Here is a 25953-nt window from a genome sequence, read left to right as displayed (position 1 = left end):
ACTTGCGGCGGCCGCGTCTGTTGTTTATACGCCCCCGCGCGGGCGGGGGGGCGGGGGGAGGCCGGGCCGCGCGGGCCCCGCCCCGGGCCGCGCGCTACCGGGCCGGTGCCGGTCCCGTCGACCCGCCCGCGAGGATCTTCACGGGCACGGTGTCCTGCGAGACGTCACCCCGCTGTGCGAGCTGCCGCTCGAGCAGCTCGAAGGCGCGTGCCCCGAGCGCGTGCTGGTCCTGCTCCACGTGGGTGAGGGGGATCGCCGCGTCCACGTACTCCGGCGGGGCGTCGAAGCAGATCACCGAGAGGTCGTCCGGCACGGCGCGGCCCAGCCGCTGCGCGGCCTGCAGCACGAGGCGCGCGGAGTGGTACTCCGTGACCACGCACGCGGTGAGGTCCGGGTGGGCCTCGAGGAACCCGACCAGGCCGTCGACGTCGTCCTCGGGCGTGACGTCCGAGCCCGGCACCACGGACCGGACGCCGGAGTACACCTGGGACTCCTCGAGGCGTACCTGGTGCGCGGCGTGCGCGGCCACCACGCCGCGCCGCCGCTCGTCGAGCGTCGACACGGCGTTCGGGGACTGGACCAGCGCGATCCGGGTGTGCCCGAGCTCGAACAGGTACTCCGCCGCCAGCCGTCCGCCGGTGACGTTGTCGGAGGTCACGGTGCTGACGGGCACGCCCGTCAGGGTGCGGTCGACGATGACGAGGGGGAAGCCGCGGCCGACGAGCGCCGCGACGCTCTGCGGGATGGCCTGCGACGACGTGGGCAGCAGCACCAGCCCGTCGAGGCCGCGGTCGAGCTGCTCCTCGATGAGGCGCTCCTCCAGCTCGGGGTCGCCGCGCGACATCCCCACCACGACGTGGGCCCGCTCGCTGGACGCGTCGAGGAGCCCTCCGAGCAGGTGCGACCCGAAGGCGTCGTCGAACCCCGGGACGACGTAGCCGACCAGCGGCAGGCGGCTCCCCCCGTCCGTGCGCGCGCCGACGGCGGGCGTCGTGGAGACGACGATCGTGCCGATGCGCGGGCGCCGGGTCACGAAGCCCTCGTCCCGCAGCATGTCCAGCGCGCGCTTGATCGTGATCGCGCTGACCGAGAACTCCTCGACGAGCTCCGCCTGCGCCGGCAGCCGGTCCCCGACGGCGAGGTCGCCGCCGACGATGCGTGCCCGCAGCGCCTCGTGCACCTGGGCGTACAGCGCCTCGGTCAAGCTCGCTCCCGTCCTCGGACCGTATGAACAGTCGAATGAATATGATCTCTGCTCCTGGACCATTGTGGGGCACCCCGTGTCCAGGACGCTCGAAGATCCCGACGGCGGGTCCGTCCCGCGAGGAGGCGCGACGATGCGCATCGAACGGCTCGTGGCCGAGCACGGCGCCCCGGAGGTGGGGATCGGCACCGCCGCCCCGCGGTTGTCCTGGACGTGGGCCGGGGGCGGGGTGCAGCGCGCGTACGAGGTGCGGCTGCGCACCGCCGACGGCGCCGCGACGGAGCGGCGGGAGACGGGGCCCGAGCAGGTGCTCGTGCCCTGGCCGTTCCGCGACCTGCGCTCGCGCGAACGGGTCGAGGTCCAGGTGCGGGTCGAGTCCGACGACGGGTGGTCGCCCTGGAGCGAGCCTCTCGCCATCGAGGCGGGGCTGCTGAGACCGGCGGACGTGGAGGCGCGGTTCGTCAGCCCCCGGCACGTCGGGGGGCTGGACGGCGGCGCCGTGGTGCTGGCCCGCGACCTGGAGGTCGCCGGCCCGGTGGCGTCCGCGCGCCTGTACGTCACCGCGCACGGGGTCTACGACGCGTGGATCGGCGGGCGTCGGGTGGGCGACCACCACCTCGACCCGGGCTGGACGGCGTACGGCGCGCGGCTGCGCTACCAGACCTTCGACGTCACGGAGCACCTGCGCGCGCCCGGGGCGGACCGCCTCGCGGTCGGGCTCGGGAACGGCTGGTACCGGGGCCGGCTGACGTGGACCCACCAGCGCGACTCCTACGGCGAACGGCTGGCGCTGCTCGCCCAGCTGGAGATCACGCTCGAGGACGGTCGTCGGCAGACGGTGGTGACCGACGAGCGGTGGCGTGCCGGGACGACGGGGGTGCTCGCCGACGACCTGTACGACGGCCAGGCGACCGACCTGCGTCTGCCCCTCGCGCCGGAAGCCGTGGCCGACGGCCCGGTCGACGTGCTCGACGCCGGCCCCGCCACCGATCCCGGGCGGCTGGTCGCGCCCACGGGACCACCGATGCGCGAGGTCGCGACCGTCCCGGCACGGGAGGTCCGCACCTCGCCTAGCGGCCGGCAGATCATCGACTTCGGCCAGAACGTGGTCGGGTGGGTGCGCCTGCGCGTCGCGGGGGAGCGGGACGGCACGGTCACGGTGCGGCACGCGGAGGTGCTCGAGGACGGCGAGCTGGGCGTGCGGCCGCTCCGCGGGGCACGGGCCACGGACACCTTCGTGCTCGCCGGCGGCGGGCAGGTCCTGGAGCCGCGGTACACGTTCCACGGGTTCCGGTACGCGGAGGTCACGGGCGCCGAGGTGCGCGCCGAGGACGCCCAGGCCGTGGTCGTGAGCTCCGACCTGCGGCGCACAGGGTGGTTCGAGTGCTCGGAGCCGGACGTGAACCGTCTGCACGAGAACGTGGTGTGGGGCATGCGCGGCAACTTCCTCGACGTGCCCACGGACTGCCCGCAGCGGGACGAGCGCCTGGGCTGGACGGGCGACATCCAGGTGTTCGCACCGACGGCGAGCTTCCTCTTCGACGTGGGCGGGTTCCTCGGCTCCTGGCTGCAGGACCTCGCCGTGGAGCAGCAGCCCGACGGCGGCGTGCCGTACGTGGTGCCCGACGTCGTGCGCGAGCTGCGCGGACCCGGACCGGACGGCGGGGAGCACACGCCGGCCGCCGGCTGGGCGGACGCGGCCGTGCACGTGCCGTGGACCCTGTACGAGCGCTACGGCGACGTCGGCGTGCTGGAGCGCCAGTACGGCTCGATGCGCGCCTGGGTGGACAAGGCCCGCGCGTTGGCGGGCGACTCCCTGCTGTGGGACACCGGCTTCCAGTTCGGCGACTGGCTGGACCCGGACGCGCCCCCGGACGACTCGGCGGCCGTCAAGGCCGACCCGGCCGTCGTCGCCACGGCCTATCTGACGCGCAGCGCCGAGCTGCTGGCGCGGACGGCGGAGGTGCTCGGGCACGAGGACGACGCCCGGCGCTATGCGCGGCTGTCGGCCGACGTGGCGGACGCGTTCCGCGCGGCCTACGTGGGCGCGGACGGCACGGTGCGCAGCGACTGCCAGACGGTGTACGCCTTGGCGCTCGTGTGGGACCTGCTGTCCACGGACGCGCAACGCCAGGGGGCCGGGGACCGGCTCGCCGTGCTGGTGCGTGAGGCAGGGTTCCACGTCAGCACGGGGTTCCTGGGCACGCCGGTGATCCTGGACGCCCTGTGCCGGGCGGGACACCCCGAGCTCGCTCACGCGATGCTGCTGACCCGCACCCGTCCGTCGTGGCTCTACCCGGTGGGGATGGGTGCGACGACGGTCTGGGAGCGATGGGACTCGCTGCTGCCCGACGGCTCGATCCACCCGAGCGCGATGACGTCGTTCAACCACTACGCCTACGGCGCCGTCGCCGACTGGCTGCACCGCTCGGTCGCCGGCCTCGCGCCCGCGGCGCCCGGCTACCGGGAGATCCTGGTGCGCCCGCTGGTGACGGGGCAGCTGCGGCGTGCGTCCGCCCGGCTGGACAGCCCGTACGGTCCGATCGAGGTGTCGTGGCACCTCGACGACGAGCGGTTCGAGCTCGACCTCGAGGTGCCTCCGGGGGTCACCGCCCACCTGGACCTGCCGCTCGACGGACCGACCCGCACGGTCGGCCCGGGCGCGCACCACGCGGCGGGCCGGTGGGTGCCCGTGGGGCGCCCGCTCGCCGGCGGGACGCCCGGCGGGTCGCCCGCGCGGACCGCCCGGGACTGACAGGATCGGCGGACGACGAGAGAGAAGGTGGACGATGGCGATCACCCTGTGCGTGCTGCTGTGGGCGGCCGACGGCGAGGCCCCGGCGCTGGCGGACTACGAGACCGAGGTGCTGGCGCTGGTGCCGCGGCACGGAGGACGGGTGCTGCACCGCGTGACGAACGTGGCGCACACCGACGACGCGGCGCACGGCGCCGTCCAGCCCACCGAGGTGCAGCTCATCGAGATGCCCGACGAGGAGGCGCTCGCGGCCTTCATGGCCGACCCGGACCGCGAGGCCCGGCTGGACGTGCGCGACCGGGCGATCGCGCGGACCGAGATCCTGCGCGTGCGACCCGTCGGATGAGCGCACCCGGCGCGGGGCTGGCCCGGCAGTCCGCGATCTATCGCGCGGGCGTGCTGGGCCGGCGGCCCCGGGTCCCGACCGGCGCCGCGGCCCTGGAGCGGGCCGCCCGGCGTGCCAGCAGCGCGCGCGCCTGGGCGTACGTCGCCGGGGGCGCGGGCGAGGGCCGCACGATGCGGCGCAACCGGGAGGCGTTCGACCGGTGGGCGGTCGTGCCGCGGATGGCGTCCGGCGCCGTCGAGCGCGACCTGTCGGTCGAGCTGTTCGGCGCCCGGCACGCGAGCCCGCTGCTGCTCGCGCCCGTGGGCGCGGCGGCCCTCCTGGGTGCCGGCGCCGACCTCGCCGTCGCGCGCGCGGCCGCCGCCACGGGCGTGCCCTTCGTGCTGTCCAACCAGGCGTGCCGTCCCATGGAGGCCTGCGCGGCCGAGATGGGCGACGCGGCCCGCTGGTTCCAGCTCTACTGGAGCACGGACGAGGACCTCGTCGACTCGCTGATCGCCCGGGCCGAGGCCGCGGGCGCGGGCGCGCTCGTCGTCACGCTCGACACGACGGTGCTGGGCTGGCGCCCGCAGGACCTCGACCTCGGCTCGCTGCCGTTCGCCCGGGGCCTCGGGATCGCGCAGTACACGAGCGACCCGCGCTTCGGCGAGCTGGTGCGCGCGCGGGTCGCGCGGGCGGCGGCGTCCGGGGCGCGCGACGCCGTGCAGGTCACCGCGGGCGCCGTGCGCTCGCTCCTCGCGATGACGCGCGCCTACCCCGGGCGGTTCCGCGACAACCTGCGCTCGCCCGAGCCGCGCGCCGCCGTCGAGACGTTCCTCGACGTGTACTCGAACCCCGGCCTGTCCTGGGAGCACCTCGCCACCCTGCGCGACCGCACCCGGCTGCCGGTCGTGCTCAAGGGGATCCTGCATCCCGACGACGCGCGCCGGGCCCTCGACCTCGGCGTCGACGGGATCGTCGTCTCCAACCACGGGGGACGGCAGGTGGACAACGCCGTCGCGTCGCTGGACGCGCTCGTGGCCGTGCGCGACGCCGTCGGGCCCGGCCCGACCGTGCTGCTCGACAGCGGGGTGCGGACCGGGGCCGACGTGCTGGTCGCGCTCGCCCTGGGGGCCGACGCCGTCCTGCTCGGGCGGCCGTACCTCTACGGGTACGCCGTGGCCGGGCAGGCCGGCGTCGAGGAGGTGATCCGCAACGTGCTCGCGGAGCTGGACCTCACGATGGCGCTCACCGGCGCGCACGACGTCGCGGCGATCACGCGGGACTTCGTGGTCCCGCCAGGCCGGTTCCAGCCGCCGCAGGGGGCGTGAGTCGTCCGGGGTGCGCGGTCATCGCGGCGCCGCCGGCATCGCGTCCTGGTCGCCGAAGACGATGTCGACGAGTCGCTGGAGAGCGGCCTGGAAGGCAGCACCGAGAGACTGGTCGGCGTCGTCCACGTCGTTGATCCCCGCGGTGAGGGTGGCCCCCACCGGCCTCGGAGCGAGGCGAGCCGACGCGCCATCCTGGACGCGAGCCTGGACCTGTGCGGGAAGCACGGGTACGGAGCGGTGACGGTCGAGGTGATCGCCGCGCGCGGGCGTCAGCAAGAAGACCATCGACCGCTGGTGGCCCTCCAAGGGCGCCGTCGTCCTCGAGGCGCTGGACGACGCGGCCAACCCGTCCGCCGACTTCCCCTGCACCGACGACCTGCGGACCGACCTCGTCGAGCAGATGGAGGGCCTGCTGCGCGGGCTGCTGGCCGATGACGCCGCCCAGCTTCACGCCGATGCCGACCTCGACCTGGTGATCGAGCTGTTGTACGGGCCCGTCCACAACCGGCTGCTGCTCCACCAGGGCGAGCTGCAGACCACGGACGAGCTCCGAACGCTCGTCGACCACGTCCTCCGGTCCGCTGCACCGTCGTCCTGAATCCGGCGGCCCGCGTTCACGACGGCCCGGCCGGGGTGGTCACCTCTCGCTCGGCGAAGCCCTCACGGGCCACCAAGGTCGCGTTCAGGGCGCGGGGGAAGCCGCAGTAGACGGCGGCGTGCAGGAGCGCCTCCGTGATCTCCTCGGGCCGCAGGCCGACGTTGAGCGCGGCGCCGATGTGGACCTTCAGCTGGGGTTCGCACCCCCCGAGCGCGGTGAGCACACCCAGGGTGACGAGCTGACGGCTCCGGGGATCGAGGTCGGGGCGGTCGTAGAGGTCTCCGAACGCGAAGGCTGCGACATGATGGCCCAGTGCGGGGCTGATGTCGGCGAGGGAGTCGATGACCGCCTCGCCCTGATGGCCGTCGATCTGCGACAGGACGGCCTGGCCGTGCCGGCGCCGGGCAAGGTTCTCGGGGCTGTCGATGTCGTGCTGCGGAGCTGGAGCGCTCGTCATGGTCGGGGTGCCTTTCGATACGTCGCGATCTTGTACTCGGTCGCCGCCAGCGCGAGCTGCAGCTGGGCGATCTGGGAGCGCAGCGTGTCGCGGTGCTCCAGGAGCACCTCCCTGCGCTCGGCCTCCGTGCCCTCCCCGGCGTCGGCGAGCTCGACGTAGCGGCGCAGGTCGCTGATCGGCATGCCCGAGGTGCGCATGCGCGTCAGGAAGACCAGCCGGCGGACGGCGGGGTCGTCGTACCTGCGGTGTCCGGCCGGGTCACGCGCGACGCGGATCAGGCCGATGCGCTCGTCATAGCGCAGGGTGTGGGGATTGACCCCGAGGTGGGCGGCCGTCGTCGCGATGTCCCACTCCGTCGCGTCGTCGTCGCGCGCCAGCTCGCGCAGCGCCTCGACCGAGACCCCGCCGGGCGGGTCGACGGCCAGGCGAAGGGCGTCCCTGAGGGCTTCGTCTCTCGGCATGACCGCCACGGTAGAAGTGTGAGCGCGCTCCCAGGCAAGGCCGTGCGCCTGACGGCGGTCCGGTCACAGGCCGGGAGGCCGGACGCGGCGCCCGGGTCAGGCGGTCGCGGGCATGTCCCGGCCCGAGATGAGGAGGTCCTCGGGGAAGCAGTAGCCCCAGTGCTCGCCGGGCTCGAGGGACCGCATCACCGGGTGGTCGGTGGCGTGGAAGTGTGCCGTCGCGTGCTTCGCCGGCGACGAGTCGCAGCACCCGACGTGCCCGCACTCCAGGCAGGCCCGCAGGTGCACCCAGGTGCCGCCGGTGGCCACGCACTCGGGGCACGTGTCGAGCGCCTCGGGCGCGACGGGGACGATCCGGTCCAGGTGCGTGCACGTGCTCGTCATGATCACTCCCTCGCCGGCGGCTCCGGACACCGCCCTCGGCGAGTCTAGGGACGCGTCACGTGCGCTGCGTCCTGGACGACGTCCCGCTAGCGTGTCGTCATGCTGGCCGGACCCCACCCCTCGAGCGGCGACGCCTACGAGCGCACCGCTGTCGTCGTGGAGGACGACCCTGACGTCCGCGACCTGCTCGACGCGGTGCTGACGCAGGCGGGTTTCGTCACGCGCACCGCGTCGTCGGGCCGCGAGGGCGTGGAGCTGGTGCGCAGCTTCGACCCGCTCGTCACGACTCTCGACCTGGGGCTCCCCGACATCGACGGCTTCGAGGTGTGCCGCCGGATCCGCGCGGTGTCCGACACGTACGTCGTGATGCTGACGGCCCGCACGGACGAGATCGACGCGCTCATGGGGCTGGACGCCGGCGCCGACGACTACCAGACCAAGCCGTTCCGCCCCCGGGAGCTGCGGGCCAGGATCGAGGCGATGCTCCGCCGCCCTCGCCGGGAGGCGCCGCTGGCGGCCCCGGCGACCGCCGTCCCGTCCGTCGACGGGCTCGTCGTGAACGTGGCGGCGCGCACCGTCGGCGTCGACGGCGCGGAGGTGCACCTCACGCGCAGCGAGTTCGACCTCCTCGCCGCGCTCGCGGGCGCCCCGGGGCGCGCGATCCCCAAGGACGACCTGGTCCGGGTGCTGTGGGCCGGCGAGTACGACACCGGCACCCTGGTCACGGACCAGGACCGGCGCAGCGTGGAGGTGCACCTGACCAACCTGCGCCGCAAGCTCGGCGACGACGCGGCGTCGCCCCGCTGGATCCGCACGGTGCGCGGTGTGGGCTACAGGTTCGACCACCCCTCCTGAGCGAGGGCGCTCGCGACGAGGATCGCGGCGGTCCGGGCCTCGTCGGTGATCCGGTCGGTGTGCCGTCGTGCGCCGTCCACCCCGTCCTCCTCGAGGGCGTCGAGCCCCTGCGACGCGGCGTCCGCGAGCCGGTCCATCCCGAGCATGTCCGCCGTGCAGGCGAGCGTCAGGAGCACGTCGCGGGCGCCGTCGGCGTCGGTCCGCGCGAGGGCTCCCAGGAGCGCGCCGGTGCGGTGCGGCAGGAGGCCGGCCCAGGAGCCCGCGAAGCCGGCGACCGCGGCCCGGTCGCCGTCGAGGTCGTCGACGAGAGACTGCCATGCGGCCGCCGTGCCCGGGGGCAGGGCGGGCGTCATCGGGGCTCGCCGAGGTGTTCCTCCCGGAGCACCACGCGCCTCGCCGGCCGCGGGACCCGCCCGCGCGCCCAGGGGGGAGTGCGCGCGGCGGCCCCGAGGGGACCGGTCGACGAGGCGGACATGGTGCTCCGGGAGGTGATCAGGGGCTGAACGGACTCGATCCTGCGCTGCGGACCTCGGGGCGACCTCCGCGGCAGGACAGGATCGCCTCAAGATCTGCTCAGGGTTGCGGTGCCGCCTACCCTGACCGCATGCCCGAGCGTCCGGAAGCGCGTCCCGTGATCCTGCTCGTCGCCGACGCGCACGCGTCGCAGGTGGAGCAGGAGTTCCGCGCCCGGTACGACCGCGACTACGCGGTCGAGCTCGTGCGCACCGCCGACGCCGCGCTCGACCGGCTGCGCGACCTGGTGGCCGCGCGGGAGCCGGTCGCGATGATCGCGGCGGAGCGGCGGCTGCCGGACGCCGCAGGGGTCGAGCTGCTGCACCAGGTGCCGGCGGTCGTCTCGACGGCGCGACGGGTGGCGCTGATCTCCGGCGACGAGTACGCCGACGCCCTGGACGAGATGCGGGCCGCGCTGCTGCGCCGCGACATGGACACGTTCGTCGGCATCCCGCGCGGGGCCCGCGACGAGGAGTTCCACACCGCGCTGGTCGAGCTGCTGTCGGAGTGGGGCTGGTCGGTGGCCCGCCCCACCGTGACGTCCACGGAGATCGTCGCGGAGGCGGGCGACCGCGACGCGGCCGCGGTCCGCGACCTGCTCGAGCGGCTCGGCGTCCCGAACCGCGTGCTCGCGCCCGACGACGTCGCGGCGCGCGAGATCCTCGCGGAGGCCGGCCCGGGCGCCGTCCTGCCCGTGGTGCGCACGTTCGCCGGGCGGGTACTGTCCGGCGCGACGGCGTCGGCGGTCGCCGAGGCGATGTACGGCGGCTACGACTCGATCCCGCCGGGCGAGATCGCCGACGTCGCTGTCGTCGGCGCGGGCCCGGCGGGGCTCGCGGCCGCCGTGTACGCGGCGTCCGAGGGCCTGTCGACCGTGGTGCTGGAGCGCGACGCCATCGGCGGCCAGGCCGGGTCGAGCTCGATGATCCGCAACTACCTCGGCTTCCCGCGCGGCATCTCGGGGATGCGTCTGGCGCTGCGCTCGCGCATCCAGGCGGGGCGGTTCGGCGCCCGCTTCTACACCGGTCGCGCCGTGGCGCGGATCGAGCCCGGACCGGCGAACGAGCCGGAGCACCACCACGTCCACGTCGACGGCGCGCAGCTGTGCGCCCGGACGGTCGTGCTCGCGACGGGCGTCTCGTACCGGCGCCTGGGCGTGCCCGGGGTCGACGACCTCGTCGGCGCGGGTGTGCACTACGGCGCCGCGAGCTCGATGGCGCGCGAGATGACGGACCGGGACGTCGTCGTGGTGGGCGGCGGCAACTCCGCCGGCCAGGCCGCCGTGCACCTGGCGAAGTTCGCCGGCTCCGTGACGATCCTCGTGCGCCGCGGGAGCATCGCCGAGACCATGTCCGACTACCTGGTGCGCGAGATCGCGGCGACGCCCACCATCACCGTCCGCCCGCGCTCGGTGATCACGGACGGCGGCGGCGACGGGCGCCTGCAGTGGCTGGTCACCGAGGACCTGGACACCGGCGAGCGGTCGAAGACGCACGCCGACGGCCTGTTCTGCCTGCTCGGCGCGGAGCCGGACTGCGGCTGGCTCCCCGACGGCCTCGCGCGCGACGAGCACGGCTTCGTCCTCACCGGCCGCGACGTGCCGCAGGAGCGCTGGGTGGACGGCCGCCCGCCCGCCAGCCTGGAGACGACGCTGCGCGGCGTGTTCGCCGTCGGCGACGTGCGCGCCGGCTCGATGAAGCGCGTGGCGTCGGCCAGCGGCGAGGGCGCGTCCGTGCTGCCGCTGGTGCACACGCACCTCGCCTGGCTGCGGGCGCAGGAGTTCGGGGGAGGGAGCCCCGCATGACCGACGGTCCTCACGAGGGCGGCCCGCAGGAGCCGCGCACCTTCACACGCAGCCGCGCCCGCGACATCGGCGACGCGGTGACCAGCGTGTTCGTGCGGCTCGGGCTCGTCCCGGGCACGTCCCTGCTGACCACCCGGGGTCGGCGTTCCGGGCTGCCCCGCACCCACCCTGCGACCCTCGTCACGCTCGACGGGCGACGCTGGCTGGTGGCCCCGTACGGCGTCGTGTCGTGGGTGCACAACGTCCGCGCGGACCCGCGGGTGCTGGTGCGCCGGGGGCTCTCGCGGCACGTCTTCGTGGTGCGGGCGGCGTCGGCCCAGGAGGCCGGGCCGGTGCTGCGGCAGTACGTCCGCCGGTCCCGGCCCACGCGGCCGTACTTCGCCGCGACCGTCGACTCCCCGGTGGAGGCCTTCGTCGCCGAGGCGGACCGGCACCCGGTGTTCGAGCTGGTGCCGTACGACACGGGTCGCTGACCCGCCGCGCGGCACGGGACGAACCGCGGTCGAATGGGCGGCATGGGATCTGCGCAGGACGTCGCCACGGAAGCGACCCCCTGGTCACGACCGCCCGCCGAGGTGCTCGCCGCGCTGCGCACGGACGACGGCGGGCTGAGCGCCGCGGACGCGAGGCAGCGGCTCGCGGAGGTCGGCCCCAACCGGCTGCCGCCGCCGGAGAAGGACCCGCTGTGGAAGCGGATCCTGGTGCACTTCGACGACGTGCTCATCTACATCCTGCTGGTCTCCGCGGTGCTCAAGGCGATCCTCGGCGACTGGGTCGACTTCACCGTGATCCTGCTGGTCGCGGTGGTGAACGCGGCGATCGGCTTCATCCAGGAGGGGCGGGCCGAGAGCGCGCTGAACGGCATCCGGCAGATGCTGTCCGTGCACGCCGAGGCCCGCCGCGACGGTGCCTGGGCGAAGATCGACGCCGACGACGTCGTCCCCGGCGACGTGGTGCGCGTGCGCTCCGGCGACCGGGTGCCCGCCGACGTGCGGCTGCTCCAGGCCACGAACCTGCGCGTCGAGGAGTCGGCGCTCACGGGGGAGTCGGTCGCGGCGAGCAAGCGGGTCGACGCCGGGGATCCCGACGCCGGGGTGGGCGACCGGACCAGCATGCTGTTCTCCGGCACGCTCGTCGCCGCGGGCCAGGGCGTCGGGGTGGTCACCGCCACCGGCGAGCGCACCGAGATCGGCCGCATCCAGACGATGATCTCCGAGGTCACGAGCCTGGAGACGCCGCTGACCAAGCAGCTCGACCGGTTCGGCAAGCTGCTCGCGGTGCTCATCCTCGGCATGGCCGTGGTGATGGTCGTCATCGGCCGCGTGGTGCACGACTTCTCCGTGCCGGAGCTGGTCTCCGCGTCCATCGGCTTCGCCGTCGCCGCCGTCCCCGAGGGCCTGCCCGCCCTGGTGACGATCACCCTGGCGCTCGGCGTGCAGCAGATGGCCCGCCGCCGGGCCATCACGCGCAAGCTGCCCGCCGTGGAGACGCTCGGCTCCGTCACGACGATCTGCTCGGACAAGACGGGCACGCTGACCAAGAACGAGATGACGGCGCGCCTGGTGCGCACCGCCGGCGGCGAGACGGACGTCGAGGGCGCGGGCTACGCACCGCTCCCGGCTCGCCCGGAGCTGCTCGACCGCCCGGACGTGGCCGGCGTCGTCGCCGCGATGATGCTGTGCAACGACGCGCGCGTCGTGCCGGGGGAGCCGGGCGGGCAGGGGGAGGACTGGCGGCTGGTCGGCGAGCCGACGGAGGGCGCGCTGCGCAGCCTCGGCATGAAGGCCGGGTTCGACACCGCGGGCTGGTCGCGGCGGGACCTGGTGCCGTTCGAGTCCGAGAACAAGTACATGGCCACCCTCGACCGTGCGCCCGACGGCGCGGAGGTCGTGCACGTCAAGGGCGCGCCCGACCGGGTGCTGGACCGTTGCACCACCCAGACCGCGCCGGACGGCACCGCGCAGCCGATCGACCGCGCCTTCTGGGAGGCGCAGATCGACGAGATCGGCGGCCGCGGCCTGCGGGTGCTCGCGGCGGCCCGCCGTCACGTCGACGCGCCCGCGGTACCGTCCACGCCGCTCGCCGACGCCCTCACCGGTCTCGAGCTGTGCGGGCTGGTCGGCATCGTCGACCCGCCGCGCCCGGAGGCGATCGACGCCATCGCCCAGTGCCGCGACGCCGGCATCGCGGTCACGATGATCACCGGCGACCACGCCGGCACCGCCGTGGCGATCGGCCGCGAGATGGGCATCGTCCACGACGAGGTCGGCCCGGACGGCACGGGCCCCGCCGTCCTTACCGGCGCGGAGCTGGAGGCGATGAGCACCGAGCAGCTGCGCGGCGTCGTGCAGGACGTGCACGTGTACGCCCGCACGAGCCCGGAGCACAAGATCCGCATCGTGTCGGCGCTGCAGGCGCACGGCGAGGTGGTCGCGATGACGGGCGACGGCGTCAACGACGCCCCCGCGCTCACGCAGGCCGACGTCGGCGTCGCGATGGGCATCAAGGGCACGGAGGCCACGAAGGACGCGGCCGAGGTGGTGCTCGCCGACGACAACTTCGCGACCATCGAGCGGGCCGTGGAGGAGGGGCGGCGGATCTACGACAACATCCGCAAGTCCGTGCTCTTCCTGCTGCCCACCAACGGCGCGCAGTCGCTCGTCATCCTCGTGGCCGTGCTGTTCGGCCTGGTCCTGCCGCTCGCGCCCGTGCAGGTGCTGTGGATCAACATGATCACGGCCGTGACGCTGTCCCTCGGGCTCGCGTACGAGAAGGCCGAGCCGGACGTGATGTCACGGCCGCCGCGCGACCCGAAGGCGTCGATCCTCGACGCCGCGTTCGTGCGGCGCATCCTGATCGTGTCCCTGCTCATCGGCGGCGCCACGCTGTTCGTCTTCTACGCCGAGCGGGCGCAGGGCGCGCCGCTCGCCGAGGCGCAGACCACCGCCGTGACGATGCTGGCGCTGGGGCAGCTCGCCTACCTGTTCAACTGCCGCTTCCTGGACCGGTCGAGCCTCACCGTGGACGTGCTGCGCGGCAACCGGGTCATCTGGCTCTCCGCCGTCGCGCTGATCGCCCTGCAGTGCGTGTTCGTGTACACCCCGTTCATGCACGACTGGTTCGACGCCGCCCCCATCGGCCTCGAGGAGTGGGGCAAGACGCTCGGCCTGGCCGTCGTCGTCTTCCTGCTCGTCGAGGTGGTCAAGGCCGTGGGCCGTGCACGCGCTGGGCACGACAGGTGAGCGAAAGTCGTCGCGACCAGCTCACGCCGGACCAGCGAGCGGACCGCCTCAAGGAGCGCGTGTACGTCACGTTCGCGGCGCTGGCCGTGGTGCTGGCGCTCCGGGGCCACGTCGAGGGTCTCACGCCCGGCCGGGCCGCGACCACGCTGGTCATCACCGTCGGCGGCACGCTCCTCGCCGTCTTCCTCGCCGACCTCATGTCGCACGTCGTCGTGCACAACCACCTCCCGACGCGCGCCGAGAGCCGCCACATGGTGGGCGTGGTCTCCAGCGCCGGCGGCGTCGTCGTGCTGCCGCTCGTGTTCCTGGGGGTGGCCGCGGGCGGGGTGTGGACGACGGCGGGCGCGCTCACCGCCTCGACCTACGCGCTCGTCGCGAGCCTCGGCCTCGTCGGGTACGTGGCCGTGCGGCGCGCGGCGATCCCCACGTGGCAGAAGTGGCTCCTCCTGCTCGCCGAGGTGGTGCTCGGGGTCGTGGTCGTGGCCCTCGAGGTGCTCGCGCACGGGTAGGTGGAGATGACCTGGCTGCTGCTCGTCGCGCTCGCGGTGCCCGCGGCGGCGGCCGCCGCGCTCCTGGTGCGCGCGTCGCGCGGCCCGGACAGCGGCCCGGACGCCCTGGTCCGGGCCGCGCCGCTCGCCCTCGTCCCGGTCGTGGTGGCGGACCTGCTCGGCCCGGTCGGCGGCCTGGTGCTGCGGCTGGACCTCGTGGGGCGGCCGCTGCTCCTGTTCGTCGGGGTGCTGTACGCCGCCGCCCTCGCCCTCACCGCGCGGTCGGCCGACGCGCGGACCGCGTCGCGCAGCGGGCTGCTGCTCGTCGCGTTCGTCGGCACCGCGACGGTGCTCGTCGCCGCCGACGCGGTGACGTTCCTCGCCGGGTGCGTCGTGACGACGGTCGCCGCGCACCGGCTGATCCTGCACCCGCGCACGGCGACGGCGCGGCGCGCGGGCCGGCTCTACCTCGCGCTCGCGGCGGCGAGCGACGTCGTCCTCGCCGTCGCCGTGGTGCTGGTGGTCGCGGCCGGCGGGCTCCGTCTGGCCGATGCCCCCGCGGCCGTCGCCGCCGCCCCCGCCGGCGGCGTGATCGTCGGGCTGCTCCTGCTGGCGTTCGGCATCAAGGCGGCCACCTTCCCGCTGCACGGGTGGCTGCCGATCGACGAGGCGGCGGCGTCGGTGCCGGTCGGTGCCGTGCTGAGCGGCACGGTCGTCAAGGTCGGGCTGGTGGGCTGGCTCCGGTTCCTCCCGCTGGGGCACGAGGCGATGCCGGGCTGGGGCACCGCGCTCGTCGTGGCGGCGCTCGTCGGGGCGTTCGGCGTGCTCGTGCCGGGCGTCCTCACCGACGACCCGGAGGTCTCCCTCGCGTACAGCACGGTGGGGCAGATGGGGTTCCTCGCCATGGTCGTCGGGGTCGCGCTCGGGGCCCCCGACCTGGCCGAGGCGTGCATGCTGACCGCCGTCGTCTACGCGGTGCACCACGGCATGGCCAAGGGCGGGCTGATCATGGCGGTCGAGGTCTGGGAGCGGTACGGCGCCGGGCGCGCCCGCGCGGTCGTGCTCGGCGGGGCGTTCGTGCTCGCGCTCGCGATCACCGGCGCGCCGCTCGGCAGCGGCGCCGTCGCCAAGTACGCCGCCAAGCGCGCCGTGGGGGAGGCGCCGTTCCTCGTCGACGTCACGGCGGTCCTCCCGTTCGTCGGGACGGTCTCGACCCTGCTGCTCGTCCGCGCCCTCGTGCTGCTGCGGGCGTCGGGCCACGCCGGCACGTCCGCGCCGGACGCCGGGCTCTGGTCCTGGGTCGCGCTCGCCGTCGGCGGCACGATCGGCACCTGGGTGCTGGCGGGCCTGTGGCTGCCGCCCGAGAAGGTGCCCGGCCTCGACGCCGTGACGGTGTGGACCGCCGCCTGGCCGATCCTGCTCGGGCTGGTCTTCGCGGGAGCCGTCGTCGGCGCCGCGCGGGCCGGCGTCCTGCCCTCCTGGACGCGCACCCTGCGCGTCCCCGCGGGAGACCTCCTGGACGCCGTCGCGCGCACGGTCGATCGCACCGCCGACGCGCGGACCAGGCCCGACGGTGGAACGATCGGCCGCAGCACCCGATAGGTCCGATCCCGGGAGGGCACGACACATGGCGCACCAGGACACCGCGACGACGACGGGTGGTGCGACCACGAAGGTGTCGCTGCTGACGCTCACCGCGATGGTCGTCGGGTCGATGGTGGGGGCCGGGGTGTTCTCGCTGCCGCGCCGGTTCGCGCAGGAGACGGGCGTCATGGGCGCCCTCATCGCGTGGGTCGTCGCGGGCGCGGGCATGCTCATGCTGGCGTTCGTCTTCCAGCGGCTCGCGATGCGCAAGCCCGACCTCGACGCCGGCGTCTACGCCTACGCGAAGGCGGGCTTCGGGGAGTACACGGGCTTCTTCGCGGCCGCCGGCTACTGGGCCAGCGCGTGCGTCGGGAACGTCACCTACTGGGTGCTCATCATGTCGACGCTCGGCCAGTGGATCCCCGCCCTCGGCGCGGGGGACACGGTGCTCGCGCTCGCCCTGTCCACCGGCGGCCTGTGGCTATTCTTCCTGCTGGTGCGGCGCGGCATCAAGGAGGCGACGGCGATCAACCGGATCGTCACCGTCGCCAAGGTCATCCCCATCATCGTCTTCGTGCTCCTGGCGCTGTTCGTCTTCGACCCCAGCGCGTTCGCGGAGAACTGGGGCGGCGCCGACTACGCGGGCTCCCTGTTCGACCAGGTGCGCGGCACCATGCTGGTGACGGTCTTCGTGTTCCTCGGCGTCGAGGGGGCGAGCGTCTACTCCCGGCACGCGCGCCGGCGCGAGGACGTCGGCCGGGCCACGATCCTCGGCTTCGTGAGCGTGTTCGCGATCTTCGCGTCGGTGACGATCGTGTCGTACGGCATCATGCCGATGGCCGAGATCGCGGAGCTGCGGCAGCCGTCGATGGCGGGGGTGCTCGAGGCCGCGGTCGGCGAGTGGGGCAGCGTCTTCGTCGGCGTCGGCCTCATCATCTCCGTGCTCGGGGCGTACCTGGCGTGGACGCTCATGGCGGCGGAGGTGCTGTTCGTCGCCGCCAAGGACCGCGACATGCCGCGCTTCCTCACACGGTCGACCGACCGCGACGTGCCCGTCAACGCGCTGCTGCTGAGCACGTCGCTGTCGCAGGTCGTGCTGATCCTCACGTACTTCTCCGAGGACGCGTTCGACTTCGCGCTCGACATGACCGCCGTCATGACGCTCATCCCGTTCCTGCTCGCCGCGCTCTACGCGGTGAAGCTGCGCGCCACGCGCGAGACCTACGACGGCGCGCCGCCGTCGACCCTGCGCGGAGACCTCGTCATCACGGTCCTGGCGACCGTCTACACGGCCTTCCTGGTCTTCGCGGCCGGTCTGAGCCTCGTGCTGGTGTCGTTCCTCTTCTACGCGCCCGCGACGATCCTGTTCGTCATGACGCGGCGCGAGCAGGGTCGCAGGGTCTTCGCCCCCGCCGAGCTGGTGCTGTTCGTCGTCGTGGCCGCGATCGCCGTCCTGGCGGTGATCGGCCTCGCCGCCGGCTGGATCTCGATCTGACCGTCACCGACCTCACCGTCCGTCGTCCGACCGAAGGGTTCTCCCCATGACCACCGCACCGTCCGCGCAGCCCACCGCCCCCGCCCACGGCGTCCACTCGGAGGTCGGCCGGCTGCGCAAGGTGCTGGTCTGCTCGCCCGGGCTCGCCCACGAGCGGCTCACCCCCACGAACTCCGACGACTTGCTGTTCGACGACGTCATGTGGGTCGAGTCCGCGCAGCGCGACCACCTGGACTTCGTCAACAAGCTCACCAACCGGGGCGTCGAGGTGGTCGAGCTGCACGACCTGCTGGCGCAGACGATGGCGATCCCGCAGGCGCGGGACTGGCTGCTGGACCGCAAGGTGGTGCCGAACCGGGTGGGTCTCGGCCTGGTGGAGGGCACGCGGGCGTACCTCGAGTCGCTCACCGACCGGGAGCTGTCGCGCTTCCTCATCGGGGGGCTGTCGACGCACGACCTGCCCGCCGACTTCCGCAGCGACTACGTGAACCTGGCCCGCGAGTCCACCGGCACCCCCGAGTACCTGCTGCCGCCGCTGCCCAACACCCTGTACACGCGCGACACGACCTGCTGGATCTACGGCGGGCTCACGCTCAACCCGCTGTACTGGCCGGCGCGCAAGGACGAGACGCTGCTGATGAAGGCGATCTACTCCTTCCACCCGGAGTACGTCGGCTCGCGCGTGTGGTGGGGCGACCCGGAGCAGGACTGGGCGCAGGCCACGATCGAGGGCGGCGACGTCATGCCCGTCGGCAACGGCACCGTGCTGGTGGGCATGAGCGAGCGGACGTCGCGGCAGGGCATCACCCAGTTCGCCAAGGCGCTGTTCGAGGGCGGCGAGGTCGAGCAGGTCGTCGTCGCGGGGATGCCGCGCCTGCGCGCCGCGATGCACCTGGACACCGTGTTCACGTTCGCCGACCGCGACCTCGTCACCGTCCACCCGACGATCGTCGACGGCATCCACGCGTTCACCCTGCGGCCCTCCGACACGGCGCTCGGCGTCGAGGTCACGGACGAGGGAGACACGCCGTTCGTCGACGTCGTCGCCCGGTCGCTCGGGCTGCCGAAGCTGCGCGTCGTCGAGACCGCGGGCGACGTGTACGCCTCCGAGCGTCAGCAGTGGGACTCCGGCAACAACGCCGTCGCGCTGGAGCCCGGCGTGGTCTTCACCTACGACCGCAACACCCTGACCAACGCCGCGCTGCGCCGTGCCGGCGTCGAGGTCATCACCATCGTCGGCGCGGAGCTCGGGCGTGGGCGCGGGGGCGGGCACTGCATGACCTGCCCGATCTCGCGGGACCCGCTGGACTGAGCGCGCCGGGGCCGACGTGGGCGAGGGGCCGGACCGCCACCGGGACACCGACCGCAGGGTGCTGGTGTGGTCGCTCGGTGCCTCGGCCGCCCTCGGCACGACGGGGCTGGTCTGGGGGCTGCTCGCCGGCGCCGACGTGATCGTCTTCGACGGCGTCTACACGCTGGCGAGCATCGCCCTGTCGGCGGGGTCGCTGCTGGCCTCGCGGGCGGCGAGCGCCGAGCCCACTCGCCAGTTCCCGTACGGGCTCTCCGCAGCGGTGCCGTTGGCGGTCGTCGTCCAGGGCGCCGCGCTGGCCGCCACCCTGCTCTACGCGGTCGTCGCGGCCGTGCAGACGGTCATCGCGGGTGGTTCGGGCGCGACCCAGGTCACGCTCCTGGTCTACGGCACGGTGTCGGCGCTCCTCGGCTGGCTGGTCGTGCGGCTGCTCGGCCGGCTCGGGGTCGGCACCGACCTGGCGGTCGCCGAGGTGGTCGGCTGGCGTGCCGGTGCGGTCCTCAGCGTCGTGGTCGCGGTCGGCGGCGGCGTGGGGCTGCTGATGGAGCGTGCCGGCCTGGACACCGCGGCGGACTACGTCGACCCCGTCCTCGTGCTGGTCGCGGTCGCCGTCGTGTCGCCGATGCCGGTGCGGCTCGTGCGGGACGGCATGGTCGAGCTGCTCGAGGGCACGCCGGCGCCGGAGGTCGTCGCGCACCTGCGCGGGATCGTCGACGACGTCCAGCGGGAGTTCGGCCTCCCCGCGCCGACGGTGCGCGCCACCAAGCTCGGCCGACGACTGTACGTCGACGTCGTGTTCGTCGTGCCGCACGGTGACTGGGACGTCGACGCCGAGGACGACGTCCGACGGTCCGCCGTCGGCAGGCTCCGGAAGTTGCCCTTCGACGTCTGGGCGAACGTCGAGCTGACGGCCGACGCAGAGCTGGTCCCCTGAGGGCCCACGCGTCACGACGGCTGCCGGACTGGAGGGCTGCCGGAATAGTGGTGGCCCAGGTCACTGTTCGACCCGTCGTGACCCTCCTGACGCGCGCCACCGCCTTCCTCCACGAGCTCGACGTCCTCGAGGCCCTCGAGGCCGCGACCGCCGTGCAGGTGGTCCTCGCGCGCGAACCCGGCCGGCCGTGGCGCGGCTGGGTGGTGCAGCTGGGTCACGACCTGTACGTGCGCGCCGCGCCAGGCGCGGCCCTGGGCACCGCCGGTCGTGCTCACCTCCAGGTCGACGGCACCCGGCAGCCCGTGGTGCTCGCGGAGGTGGCCCCGGAGCTGCACGGGTTGCTCGACGACGCCTACCTGGCGAAGTACGGCCGGTGCGCGCCGGAGAAGGTCGGCGCCGTCACGTCCGACGTCGCCGCCGCGGGCACGTTCCGCGTGCGGCTGCGGCGCGCGACCTGGGCCGAGCGGATCGCCGAGGCCGTCGACGCCGGGCGCCTCGCCCGGCGCGCGCGGCGTGCGCCGGAGCCCTGCCCGAGCTGCTAGGCCGGCTCGGCGACCCGTTCGAGGCGGGCGTCGAGCATCCGCTCGGTGGCGTCGACGGTGGCGAGGGTCGACGCGTCGTGCGACACCAGCAGGGTGGCCGCGCCCAGCTCGCGGGCCAGGCCCGTGATCAGCTCGACCACCCGGGTGCCCCGCTCGTGGTCCAGGGCCGACGTCGGCTCGTCGACCAGCAGCACCTCCGGCCGCCCGACGAGGGCGCGCGCGATCGCGACGCGCTGCCGCTGCCCGCCCGACAGCTGCGCGGGTCGCTTGCCCGCGTGGTCGGCCACGCCGACGGCGTCCAGCAGCTCCAGCGCGCGGGCGCGCACGCTCGCCGGCCGACGTCCGCGCAGGTGGGCGTGCAGCTCCAGCTGCTCCAGCGCGGTGAGGGAGCCCAGCAGCTGCGGCGACTGGAACACCATCCCGATGCGGTCGAGACGGGCCCGGGTCGCGTCCGCGACGCTCGTGGTGGGCGTGAAGACGACGTCGTCGCCGAAGCGCACCGCACCGCTCGTCGGGTTGGTCAGCCCGGCGGCCACGGCCAGCAGGCTGGACTTGCCGGCGCCGGACGGGCCGAGCAGCGCGGTCGTCGTGCCGGCGGGGACGGTGAGGTCGACGTCGTCCACGGCGGTGAGGGTGCCGTCGCCGTCGGGGTAGACGAGGGTGATGCGGTCGAGGCGCAGGTCCATCGGGGTCCTCCTGTGCTGTCTGTGCTGTCTGTGCGAGCGGTGTCAGCGCGCCGCGAGCGCGGCGTGCGGGTCGATGCGGGTGATGCGCGCGATCGAGACGGCGGCGCCCGCCAGGCCGAGCAGCACCAGCGCGGCGGCCGGGACCAGCGTCGTCGCCGTCGTCACGACCACCGGGACGACGTCCGGCAGCAGCGCCGCCCCCGCGACCGTGAGACCGGTGCCCACCGCCACGCCGCCGACCAGCAGCACCGCCGCCTGCCCGAGCGCGTCGCGCAACAGGCAGCGGGTCGAGGCCCCGAGCGCCTTGAGCACCGCGACGTCGCCCGAGCGGCCGATCGTCCAGACGGTGAAGAACGCGCCCACCACCAGCGCGGAGATGACCAGCAGGAACGCCTGCATGGTCGACAGCGACGTGTTCTCGCCGGCGAACGACGCCACCGCCGAGCGCGCGTCCGACGTCGTGACCGTCGTCGTGCCGAGCGTGGCGTCCGCGTCGGCCAGGGCGGCGTCGACCGTGCCGTCCGCCGTGGTGAGCGCGACGACGGTCGCGACGTCGTCGTCGCCGGTCGCGCCGCGCGCGCCGACCGCCTGCCAGTCCTCGAGCGTGGTCCACACGACCGGGGTGTGCGAGAACGACTCGTCGGCGTCGACCGTGGTCGCGACCGTGAGGTCGGCGCCGCCGAGCGTGACGGTGTCGCCGGCGCCCGCGCCGAGCGCGTCGGCCGCCCCGGGCGTGAGCACCACCGTGCCGGGGTCGACGTCGACCCCGCCCGGCACGAGGCCCGAGCCGTCCGTCACGCCCAGCGCCGTGACGGACGCCGTCGTGCTGTCCGAGCCGGCGCGCGTCGTCGCGAGGCCCAGCGGCTCGGCCGACTCCACGCCGGGCACGTCGGCCCAGCCCTCCCACTGCTCGCTCGTCACGCGGGACGCCGTGAACTCGGGGGAGTCGCCGGCGGCGGGCATCGAGAACGCGAGGTGGTCGGCGGGCAGGTCGGTGACCGCCGACGTCGACTCGCGGGCCAGGCCCGCCGTCAGGGACGCGAGGAACGTGACCAGGAAGGTGATCAGCACGATCACCACGGACATGAGGACGAAACGGCCGCGAGCGTGGCGCAGGTCGCGCAGGGCGACGAACACGGGAGGACCTCCGGGGTCGAGGGGACGGGGTTGACTCCAGCCTCCGTGGCACGCCGCCCGCGATCATCGGGACCCGGGGTGATCCTGCGGCGTCGAAGGGTGGCCTCCGCGCTCCACCTTTCGGACGATGCGCCGGCGCGTCGCGCGGCTACCGTGGATCGGGTGATCCACCGCCCCCCGCCGTCGGCGACGCGCGCCCTGATCCTGGGGCTCGACGTCCTGCTCGCGGCGCTGGCCGTGGTCGCCGTCGTCCAGGCCCCGGCCGGGCGGACGTGGCCGTCCGTCGTGGTGGCCGCGGTGCTCGTCGCCGTGTACGTCGCGGGGCGCCGGGTGGTGCGCGTGCACGACCGGTCCGTCGACACCCCGCGCGGCGCCTGGTGGCCGGACTCCGCGTGGATCGCCGCCCTCGTGGTCCCGTGGGTGGTGCTGCTGTGGCTCTCGCCCGCCGCCCTCTGGCTCGCCTTCCCGCTGATGATCCTGCAGATGCACGTGCTCGGGCCGCACCGCGGGGTCCTCGCCGTGGGTGTCACGACGGCGCTCGCCGTCGCCGAGGGTCTCCTGGTGCAGGCCGACGCCGACGACCCGTGGACCGGGTTCGTGCTCGGCCCCGTGCTGGGCGCCGCCGTCGCCGTGGGCGTCGTGCTCGGGATCGAGGCGTTCGTCCGCGAGTCCCAGACCCGGCAGCGGACCGTCGAGGAGCTCACCGCGGTGCGCCAGCACCTCGCGCAGGCCGAGCGGGACCGGGCCGTCACCGACGAGCGCGCCCGCCTCGCGCGGGACATCCACGACACCCTGGCCCAGTCGCTGTCCGCCATCGAGCTGCTCCTGCGGGCCGCCGAGGACGCCGTCGGCACCGACGACGCGAGGGCCCGCGACCTCGTCGGCCAGGCGCGCGTCGCCGCCCGCGACAGCCTCGCCGAGGCGCGCCGCGTCGTGCAGGACCTCACGCCGCCCGACCTCGACCGCACCACCCTCGTCGCCGCGCTGCGCCGCGTGGCCGCGCGGCAGCCGCTGGACGTGTCCGTGCGCACCGCCGGCGACGTCCGGCCCCTGCCCGTGCCCGTCGAGACGGCGCTGCTGCGCGTCGCCCAGTCCGCGCTCGCCAACGTGGCGCAGCACTCGGGCGCCGGCCGCGCCCGGCTCACGCTCACCTACGAGCGGGACACCGTCACCCTCGACGTCGTGGACGACGGTCGCGGCTTCGACCCGGAGGCCGTCGCGGGCGCCGCGGGGGCCCCCGGTCGCGGCTTCGGGCTGCCGTCCGTCCGGTCGCGGGCGCGCGAGCTGGGTGGCACGGTCGCGCTCGAGACCTCGCCGGGCGCGGGCACGGCCCTGGCGGTCACGCTGCCGGTGGAGGTGCCATGATCGACGTCGTGCTCGCGGACGACCACCCCGTGGTGCGCGCCGGGCTGCGGGCCGTGGTGGACGGGCAGCCGGACATGCGCGTGGTGCACGAGACCGGCACCGCCGAGGACCTCCTCGCCTGGCTCGACGACGGCGGGCGGGCCGACGTCGTCCTGCTCGACCTGCGGTTCGGCGACGCCGGCCCGGGCCGGACCCGGCTCGGCGGCGCCGAGGCGACCGGCACCGTGGTCCACCGGCACGCGACGCCCGTGCTCGTCGTCACCACCTACGGCACGGACGCCGACATCCTCGCCGCCGTGGAGGCGGGGGCCACCGGCTACCTGCTCAAGGACGCGCCCACGGAGGAGCTGGCCCGCGCCATCCGCTCCGCCGCCGCCGGCGAGGTCACCCTCGGGGCCGACGTGCAGCGCCGGCTCCTCGGCCGCATGCGGTCGCCGGGCGAGACGCTCAGCGCTCGCGAGCTCGAGGTGCTGCGCCTCGTCACGGCCGGCCGGTCCAACGACGCCATCGCGCGCGAGCTCTTCGTCTCCGTCGCCACCGTGAAGTCCCACCTGGCGCACATCAACACCAAGCTGGGCACCCAGTCGCGCACCGAGGCCGCCGCCGTCGCCCGCGAGCGTGGGATGCTCTGAGGCCGCGAGCCGGGCTAGCGTCGCCTCGCATGACGCTCGACGAGATCTGCGAGAACGTACGCTTCCTCAGCACCGCCCAGGGGTGGGCACAGGACGACCCGTCGGCGCGGATGCTGCACCTGGTGTCCGAGGTCGGGGAGGTGGCCGACGCCCTCCGCGCCCTCCAGTCCGCGGAGGCGGTCGACGTCGAGGACGCGAGGTCAGCCCTCGGCCTGGAGATCTTCGACGCGATCTGGAACCTCTGCGCCTTGGCGAACACCACCGGCGTCGATCTGACGGAGGCAGCGACCGCAAAGATGCGGATCAACGCCGCGCGGACGTGGCCGAGGAACCCGAGCGAGGCAGGGGCGTCCCCCTCGGAGGGGTGAGCGGACCCTGCGGCTCAGAACGGTGGGTCGCCCGGGTCGGGCGGCCGGTTCGCCGGGCCTGGTGCGTCCGGCGCCTCGGTGGGGACGAGCTCCCGACCGGTGAGGTCGAGGGGATCGGCGACCGGGTCGCGGGACACCCGGCCGGTGGGTGACGTCCAGACGAGGGTGCCGTCGGGCTCCTGGGCCGCGGTCCATCGTGTCTCGTGCTTCATCACGTGATGGCGCCGGCAGAGGTGAGCCAGGTTGTCTGCCGTCGTCCGTCCGCCGTCGGCCCACGCGACGGTGTGGTCGACGTCGCAGCGGGGTGCGGGGCGGGTGCAGCCGGGGAACCGGCAGGTGCCGTCGCGGGCCTCGAGGTAGCGGCGCAGCGCTGCCGGGACGGCGTACGTGCCGGGGTCGGTGGTCAGCAGCTCGCCGGACACCGGGTCGACCAGCAGCCGCCGCAGCGACGGCGCCCGGGCGGTGAGGAACGCCGCGACCTCGGGATCGATCGCGCCGTGCCCCGTCAGCTCGGCGGCGTCGTCGGAACGGCCGAGCAGCGCCATCACCGGCACCGTGACCTGCACGCGGGGGACGATCCTGCGGGCGTGGTCGGCGAGGTCCGGGACGGGGCCGACCGTCAGCTCGCCTGCGCCGGGCCGCGTTTCGTCGGAGGTGTCGGCGCCGGACAGCAGGAGGGCGGCGTACGCGTCGGCGCGGAGCTGGGACAGCGTGCGAGGGTCCCCGGCGTCACAGGCGGTGCGGGCTGCTGTGGTGAGCCGGTCGTGGACGGCGTGGGCGGTGGTGGCGGGGAGGTAGGCGCTGAGCCAGGCCATGCCGTCGGCGGCGGGGTCGACGAACACGCCGCGCTTCGCCGCTGCCCTCGCGTGCCGCAAAGTGAACGGTTCCGGGTGCGCGCGGTCACGGGCGCGGCGCAGGTGGGCGCGGAACTGGGCCGGCGTGGCCGTCGCTGCCCGGGGCAGGGCCTCGGCCTGGACGGCGGCCCGCGCCTGGGCGTCGGGGAGATCGGCGAGCACGTCGGCCATCGCGGTCGCGTGGCGCGCCCCGATCCGGCCGCGGCACAGCTCGACCAGGGTGGCGGAACCGGACGAGGTGAGGGTCTGCGCCGTGTCGAGGAGGTGGTCGGCCTGCCGCTCGGAGACGTGCAGGGTGGCCGCGACGTCCGCGACGAACGCTCGCCGGGCCAGCTCGTGCGGTCTGGCGGTGCCGGCGCGCAGCACGCGGATCTGTTCGCCGGCGAGCAGGTCGGGCTCGCACCTGACGGCCGAGCGGCGCCCGCGCTCCACGGCGAGCAGCTTCTCGCCCTCGAGGGCGTCGATCCGAGCCTGGAGCCGTGCGACGTCGTCGAGGGCGGCGGAGACGTCGTGCACCGTCGTCGGACCGACCGGCGAGAGCGCGTCGTCCCACGGTGTGGTGACGACCGGCAGGTCGTCGTCGAGCACGTTGTCGAGCACGTCGTGGATCGTCGTGGCGGTCATGCCGGTGTC

General features: G+C 74.7%; 26 protein-coding genes. 17 read left to right on the top strand and 9 right to left on the bottom strand.

What is annotated here, in order from left to right:
* Window positions 1–94: 94 nt before the first annotated feature.
* The gene (locus ACFWEK_RS03340) at window positions 95–1204 is read right to left on the bottom strand and encodes a GntR family transcriptional regulator (RefSeq protein WP_430553089.1); all 1110 of its coding nucleotides are present in this window, start codon (window positions 1202–1204) and stop codon (window positions 95–97) included.
* Window positions 1205–1337: 133 nt separating this feature from the next.
* Here ACFWEK_RS03340 and ACFWEK_RS03335 point away from each other — a divergent pair, with 133 nt between their 5' ends.
* The 3 genes from ACFWEK_RS03335 to ACFWEK_RS03325 are packed head-to-tail and all read left to right on the top strand — an operon-like array spanning window position 1338 to window position 5612.
* Window positions 1338–3959, top strand: coding sequence for a family 78 glycoside hydrolase catalytic domain (locus tag ACFWEK_RS03335; RefSeq protein WP_430553088.1), 2622 nt, complete (start codon window positions 1338–1340; stop codon window positions 3957–3959).
* A gap of 34 nt (window positions 3960–3993) precedes the next feature.
* Entirely contained in the window at window positions 3994–4305 is a 312-nt protein-coding gene (locus ACFWEK_RS03330) for a DUF1330 domain-containing protein (protein ID WP_430544727.1), read from the top strand.
* Window positions 4302–5612, top strand: a complete 1311-nt coding sequence (locus tag ACFWEK_RS03325; RefSeq protein WP_430553087.1) for an alpha-hydroxy-acid oxidizing protein — start codon at window positions 4302–4304, stop codon at window positions 5610–5612. The genes ACFWEK_RS03330 and ACFWEK_RS03325 overlap by 4 nt, the downstream gene beginning before the upstream one ends.
* Window positions 5613–5630: 18 nt before the next feature.
* Here ACFWEK_RS03325 and ACFWEK_RS03320 read toward each other — a convergent pair whose 3' ends face one another.
* Window positions 5631–5897, bottom strand: a complete 267-nt coding sequence (locus tag ACFWEK_RS03320) for a hypothetical protein (RefSeq protein ID WP_430553086.1) — start codon at window positions 5895–5897, stop codon at window positions 5631–5633.
* A gap of 115 nt (window positions 5898–6012) precedes the next feature.
* Between ACFWEK_RS03320 and ACFWEK_RS03315 the strand changes: the two genes are divergently transcribed.
* Window positions 6013–6210 (top strand): hypothetical protein, encoded by a 198-nt coding sequence (locus ACFWEK_RS03315; RefSeq protein WP_430544724.1) that lies wholly within the window; start codon window positions 6013–6015, stop codon window positions 6208–6210.
* Window positions 6211–6226: 16 nt separating this feature from the next.
* On the opposite strand, the gene ACFWEK_RS03310 is transcribed toward ACFWEK_RS03315, so the two are convergent.
* The 3 genes from ACFWEK_RS03310 to ACFWEK_RS03300 form a co-directional block, all read right to left on the bottom strand.
* Entirely contained in the window at window positions 6227–6667 is a 441-nt protein-coding gene (locus ACFWEK_RS03310) for a carboxymuconolactone decarboxylase family protein (RefSeq protein WP_430553085.1), read from the bottom strand.
* A complete protein-coding gene (locus ACFWEK_RS03305; RefSeq protein WP_430553084.1) occupies window positions 6664–7128 on the bottom strand; it encodes a MerR family transcriptional regulator in 465 nt (154 codons plus the stop codon). The genes ACFWEK_RS03310 and ACFWEK_RS03305 overlap by 4 nt, the downstream gene beginning before the upstream one ends.
* Before the next feature lie 96 nt (window positions 7129–7224).
* Window positions 7225–7512, bottom strand: coding sequence for a UBP-type zinc finger domain-containing protein (locus ACFWEK_RS03300; protein ID WP_430553083.1), 288 nt, complete (start codon window positions 7510–7512; stop codon window positions 7225–7227).
* 99 nt (window positions 7513–7611) lie between these two features.
* On the opposite strand from ACFWEK_RS03300, the gene ACFWEK_RS03295 reads away from it, so the two are divergent.
* The gene (locus ACFWEK_RS03295; RefSeq protein WP_430544720.1) at window positions 7612–8367 is read left to right on the top strand and encodes a response regulator transcription factor; all 756 of its coding nucleotides are present in this window, start codon (window positions 7612–7614) and stop codon (window positions 8365–8367) included.
* Here the strand turns inward: ACFWEK_RS03295 and ACFWEK_RS03290 are convergent.
* The gene (locus ACFWEK_RS03290) at window positions 8343–8720 is read right to left on the bottom strand and encodes a hypothetical protein (protein WP_430544719.1); all 378 of its coding nucleotides are present in this window, start codon (window positions 8718–8720) and stop codon (window positions 8343–8345) included. The two genes, ACFWEK_RS03295 and ACFWEK_RS03290, sit on opposite strands and share 25 nt — an antisense overlap.
* 251 nt (window positions 8721–8971) lie before the next feature.
* Between ACFWEK_RS03290 and ACFWEK_RS03285 the strand changes: the two genes are divergently transcribed.
* The 9 genes from ACFWEK_RS03285 to ACFWEK_RS03245 all read left to right on the top strand — a co-directional run bounded on the left by ACFWEK_RS03285 (window position 8972) and on the right by ACFWEK_RS03245 (window position 20278).
* Window positions 8972–10684 carry an FAD-dependent oxidoreductase gene (locus ACFWEK_RS03285; protein ID WP_430553082.1) on the top strand — a complete coding sequence of 571 codons (1713 nt, stop codon included), beginning with the start codon at window positions 8972–8974 and terminating at the stop codon, window positions 10682–10684.
* Window positions 10681–11157: a nitroreductase family deazaflavin-dependent oxidoreductase gene (locus ACFWEK_RS03280; protein WP_430553081.1), complete on the top strand. Its 477-nt coding sequence runs from the start codon at window positions 10681–10683 to the stop codon at window positions 11155–11157. Before ACFWEK_RS03285 ends, ACFWEK_RS03280 begins: the two co-directional genes overlap by 4 nt.
* 42 nt (window positions 11158–11199) lie before the next feature.
* Window positions 11200–13926, top strand: a complete 2727-nt coding sequence (locus tag ACFWEK_RS03275) for a cation-translocating P-type ATPase (RefSeq protein ID WP_430553080.1) — start codon at window positions 11200–11202, stop codon at window positions 13924–13926.
* Window positions 13923–14435 carry a hypothetical protein gene (locus ACFWEK_RS03270; RefSeq protein ID WP_430553079.1) on the top strand — a complete coding sequence of 171 codons (513 nt, stop codon included), beginning with the start codon at window positions 13923–13925 and terminating at the stop codon, window positions 14433–14435. Before ACFWEK_RS03275 ends, ACFWEK_RS03270 begins: the two co-directional genes overlap by 4 nt.
* A gap of 6 nt (window positions 14436–14441) precedes the next feature.
* Entirely contained in the window at window positions 14442–16016 is a 1575-nt protein-coding gene (locus ACFWEK_RS03265; protein ID WP_430553078.1) for a proton-conducting transporter membrane subunit, read from the top strand.
* Window positions 16017–16041: 25 nt separating this feature from the next.
* Window positions 16042–17493, top strand: coding sequence for a basic amino acid/polyamine antiporter (locus ACFWEK_RS03260; protein ID WP_430544713.1), 1452 nt, complete (start codon window positions 16042–16044; stop codon window positions 17491–17493).
* A 46-nt stretch (window positions 17494–17539) separates the two neighbouring features.
* Window positions 17540–18805: an arginine deiminase gene (locus tag ACFWEK_RS03255; RefSeq protein WP_430544712.1), complete on the top strand. Its 1266-nt coding sequence runs from the start codon at window positions 17540–17542 to the stop codon at window positions 18803–18805.
* Between the two features lie 16 nt (window positions 18806–18821).
* Window positions 18822–19736, top strand: coding sequence for a cation transporter (locus tag ACFWEK_RS03250; RefSeq protein ID WP_430553077.1), 915 nt, complete (start codon window positions 18822–18824; stop codon window positions 19734–19736).
* A 77-nt stretch (window positions 19737–19813) separates the two neighbouring features.
* Window positions 19814–20278: a DUF2255 family protein gene (locus ACFWEK_RS03245; protein WP_430553076.1), complete on the top strand. Its 465-nt coding sequence runs from the start codon at window positions 19814–19816 to the stop codon at window positions 20276–20278.
* On the opposite strand, the gene ACFWEK_RS03240 is transcribed toward ACFWEK_RS03245, so the two are convergent.
* Together ACFWEK_RS03240 and ACFWEK_RS03235 are read right to left on the bottom strand one after the other, a co-directional pair.
* Window positions 20275–20964, bottom strand: a complete 690-nt coding sequence (locus ACFWEK_RS03240) for an ABC transporter ATP-binding protein (RefSeq protein ID WP_430553075.1) — start codon at window positions 20962–20964, stop codon at window positions 20275–20277. The two genes, ACFWEK_RS03245 and ACFWEK_RS03240, sit on opposite strands and share 4 nt — an antisense overlap.
* Window positions 20965–21006: 42 nt before the next feature.
* The gene (locus ACFWEK_RS03235) at window positions 21007–22101 is read right to left on the bottom strand and encodes an FtsX-like permease family protein (RefSeq protein WP_430553074.1); all 1095 of its coding nucleotides are present in this window, start codon (window positions 22099–22101) and stop codon (window positions 21007–21009) included.
* Window positions 22102–22263: 162 nt separating this feature from the next.
* Between ACFWEK_RS03235 and ACFWEK_RS03230 the strand changes: the two genes are divergently transcribed.
* The 3 genes from ACFWEK_RS03230 to ACFWEK_RS03220 are packed head-to-tail and all read left to right on the top strand — an operon-like array spanning window position 22264 to window position 24466.
* The gene (locus ACFWEK_RS03230) at window positions 22264–23466 is read left to right on the top strand and encodes a sensor histidine kinase (RefSeq protein ID WP_430553073.1); all 1203 of its coding nucleotides are present in this window, start codon (window positions 22264–22266) and stop codon (window positions 23464–23466) included.
* A complete protein-coding gene (locus ACFWEK_RS03225; RefSeq protein ID WP_430544706.1) occupies window positions 23463–24098 on the top strand; it encodes a LuxR C-terminal-related transcriptional regulator in 636 nt (211 codons plus the stop codon). The genes ACFWEK_RS03230 and ACFWEK_RS03225 overlap by 4 nt, the downstream gene beginning before the upstream one ends.
* A gap of 29 nt (window positions 24099–24127) precedes the next feature.
* Window positions 24128–24466, top strand: coding sequence for a MazG nucleotide pyrophosphohydrolase domain-containing protein (locus ACFWEK_RS03220; RefSeq protein WP_430553072.1), 339 nt, complete (start codon window positions 24128–24130; stop codon window positions 24464–24466).
* Between the two features lie 14 nt (window positions 24467–24480).
* Here ACFWEK_RS03220 and ACFWEK_RS03215 read toward each other — a convergent pair.
* A partial coding sequence (locus ACFWEK_RS03215) for a DUF222 domain-containing protein (RefSeq protein ID WP_430553071.1) occupies window positions 24481–25953 on the bottom strand: 1473 nt, incomplete at its 5' end.

It is taken from the genome of Isoptericola sp. NPDC060257 (assembly GCF_042726645.1).
Classification (GTDB): Bacteria; Actinomycetota; Actinomycetes; order Actinomycetales; family Cellulomonadaceae; genus Isoptericola; species Isoptericola nanjingensis.
This window is presented reverse-complemented; position numbering and strand designations above follow the sequence as displayed.